Here is a 3,041-nt window from a genome sequence, read left to right on the forward strand (position 1 = left end):
ATGTCGCCGAATGCGCATCGCTTACCGACGCCCAGCGTCACCGTATCTCGCGCAACCTCGAGCACCGCCTAGACGGCTCCGTCTTTACCGTGACTGCGTCGACTCAGCGGTCTGTGTTTCGCTCCTGGTCCTCTCGCTTGCACCTGCGACACAGCCTCGTGTCCCCGGGCCGTAGCGTTCGGGGGAGCACAATAGCCCCAGTCCTCATCACGTCCCGGGATCAAAGAGTTCATCGCAGAGGTTAAGCACTACACGTTAAATTTGAACTCCACCACGTCGCCGTCGGCCATCACGTAGTCCTTGCCTTCCTGGCGCACCTTGCCGTGGGCGCGAGCCTCCGCCATGGAACCGAGCTCGTCCAGGTCCTCGAAGGCCACGATCTCAGCCTTAATGAAGCCCTTCTCGAAGTCCGTGTGGATCACACCCGCAGCCTGCGGGGCGGTGTCACCCTGGTGGATCGTCCACGCGCGGGCCTCCTTCGGCCCGGCGGTCAGGTAGGTCTGCAGGCCAAGAGTTGCGAAGCCAGCCTTCGCCAGCGTCTGCAGCCCCGGTTCAGTCTGCCCGACGGATTCCAGCAGCTCAGCCGCTTCCTCGTCGTCCAGCTCCAGCAGGTCCGCCTCTGTCGCGGCGTCCAGGAACACGCAATCTGCCGGGGCTACCAGTTCGCGCAGCTCTGCCTTCTTGTCCTCGTCGGTCAGCACAGACTCGTCGGAGTTAAACACGTACAGGAACGGCTTGGCCGTCAGGAAGTGCAGGTCGCGCACGGTAGCCAGGTCGATCTCCCCTTGCGCCGCGGCACTCGACAGAGTGCGGCTATCCTCCAGAATCTCCTGCGCCTTCTTAGCCCCCTCGACCTGCTCGGCCAGATCCTTGTTCTTCCGCGCTTCCTTCTCGAGGCGCGGCAGAGCCTTCTCCACCGTCTGCAGGTCGGCCAGGATCAGCTCCGTCTCAATGACGGAAATGTCGCTGGCGGGGTCCACTCGACCGTCAACGTGGATCACGTTGTCGTCAGAGAACGCGCGCACCACCTGGCAGATCGCGTCCGCCTCGCGGATGTTCGCCAGGAAGGCATTACCCATACCCTCGCCGTCGGAAGCGCCCTTCACGATGCCGGCGATGTCCACGAAGGAGACTGTCGCGGGCAGGATGCGCTCAGATTCAAAGATCTCCGCCAGGCGCGTCAGGCGTGGGTCCGGCAACTCCACCAGCCCCACGTTGGGCTCAATGGTTGCGAACGGGTAGTTCGCAGCCAGAACATCGTTGCGGGTCAGGGCGTTAAACAGCGTGGACTTGCCCACGTTGGGCAGGCCGACAATTCCAAGAGTAAGAGTCACGTGCCCCATCCTATCGCCCGGCCGTCGCTGCCTCCAACGCACCCTTTCTATTGCCTCTATTGCCATACTTGTTGTTTCTTTTTGACGCCCACCGCTGCCCACCCAAAGCCGCCCCAGTTACCCCCAGACACCCCAAAGAAACTACCCCCATCTCTTCATCGGGTAGTCAATCTCGGGAAAGAATTGTGAAAACCCACTATCAGAAGCTTTCAACGGTCATATAGTAAGAGCACCTTAGAAAACCTTGAGGCTTTACCACCCCTTAAGCCTCTTCTGTTAATTGTTCGCCTTGCGAGATGCCTGCTAGAAAGTTGCACCTCAATGACCACTTCATCTTCCTCGCCTGTAGCTAGTGCCCGTCAGAGACGGGACACATTCAACACCCGCCTGGTGTTCCTGATGGCCGCAATCGGCTCCGCGGTCGGCCTGGGTAACATTTGGCGCTTCCCCTACGTCGCCTTCGAAAACGGCGGCGGCGCCTTCCTGATCCCCTACCTAGTTGCACTACTCACCGCCGGTATTCCGCTACTGTGGTTCGACCTCTCCATGGGCCACCGCTTCCGCGGTTCCACTCCCCTGACATTCCGCCGTACCAGCAAGTACGCCGAGCCGATCGGTTGGCTGAAGGTGGGCGTGAACTTCTTCATTGCGGTCTACTACGCCGCCATCATCGCCTGGGCAGGCCTCTACACCTGGAAGTCCATTGGCAAGACGTGGGGTGAAGACGCAGAGACTTACTTCCAGGATGAATTCCTGAAGCTCGACGATTCCTCCGCCTGGACAGGCGACTTCGTCATCCCGGTTCTGCTGGTCATGGCCGCAGTCTGGGTGGTCTGTATCTTCACCCTGGCCCGCGGAATTAACGAGGGTATCGGCCGCATCACCATGTTCTTCGTGCCGGTGCTGATCGTCCTTTTCATCGTCATGGTGGTCCGAGCCCTATTCCTCGATGGTTCCGCCGATGGCCTGAACACATTCTTCACCCCGGACTGGAGCGTCCTGTCCGATACCTCCGTATGGATCGCCGCCTACGGCCAAATCTTCTTCTCCCTGTCCATCGGCTTCGGCATCATGATCACCTACGCCTCCTACCTGAAGCCGCGCACGAACCTCACCGGCACCGGCATGGTGACGGCCTTCGCCAACTCCTCCTTCGAGGTTCTGGCCGGCATCGGCGTGTTCGCCACCCTGGGTTTCATGGCTGCGAAGTCCGGCACCCCCGTCGAGGAATCAGTCAAGAACGGCATCGGCCTGGCATTCACCGCCTTCCCGACCATCATCAACGAAATGCCAGCGGGACCCCTGTTCGGCGTGCTGTTCTTCGGCTCCCTGTTCCTGGCTGGTATTACGTCGCTGATCTCCATCATGGAGGTCGTTATCTCCGCTGTGAAGGACAAGCTGAACCTGACTCGCGAGGTCGCCGCCATTAGCATCGGTGGCGTCATGGCCGTCGTCTCCTGCCTGCTGTTCTCCACCACTTCCGGCCTGATCACCCTGGACATCATGGACAAGTTCACCAACAACCTGGGCATCGTGATCTGTGCCGTCGCCGCGGTTCTGACCATTGGTTGGATTCAGGGGCGCCGTAACGAAATGGCGCAGCACCTCAACGCTGTTTCGGAGCTGCGTCTTGGCTTCGTGTGGAAGGCATGCGTGTTCGCCATCACCCCTGTGGTGCTGCTGTACTTCCTGTTCGAGGAGATCCGC

2 protein-coding genes are annotated in these 3,041 nt (G+C 60.3%); one reads left to right on the plus strand and one right to left on the minus strand.

All coding sequences use genetic code 11. The annotated features are described in order from the left end of the window. Window positions 1-248: 248 nt before the first annotated feature. Window positions 249-1,334, minus strand: coding sequence for a redox-regulated ATPase YchF (gene ychF, locus Q0331_RS03255; protein ID WP_298074841.1), 1,086 nt, complete (start codon window positions 1,332-1,334; stop codon window positions 249-251). A gap of 321 nt (window positions 1,335-1,655) precedes the next feature. Between ychF and Q0331_RS03260 the strand changes: the two genes are divergently transcribed. Then, window positions 1,656-3,041: sodium-dependent transporter (locus Q0331_RS03260; RefSeq protein ID WP_298074843.1), on the plus strand; the 1,386-nt coding region annotated here is incomplete at its 3' end.

Origin of the sequence: uncultured Corynebacterium sp., from assembly GCF_937999985.1 — a bacterium.
GTDB lineage: Bacteria > Actinomycetota > Actinomycetes > Mycobacteriales > Mycobacteriaceae > Corynebacterium.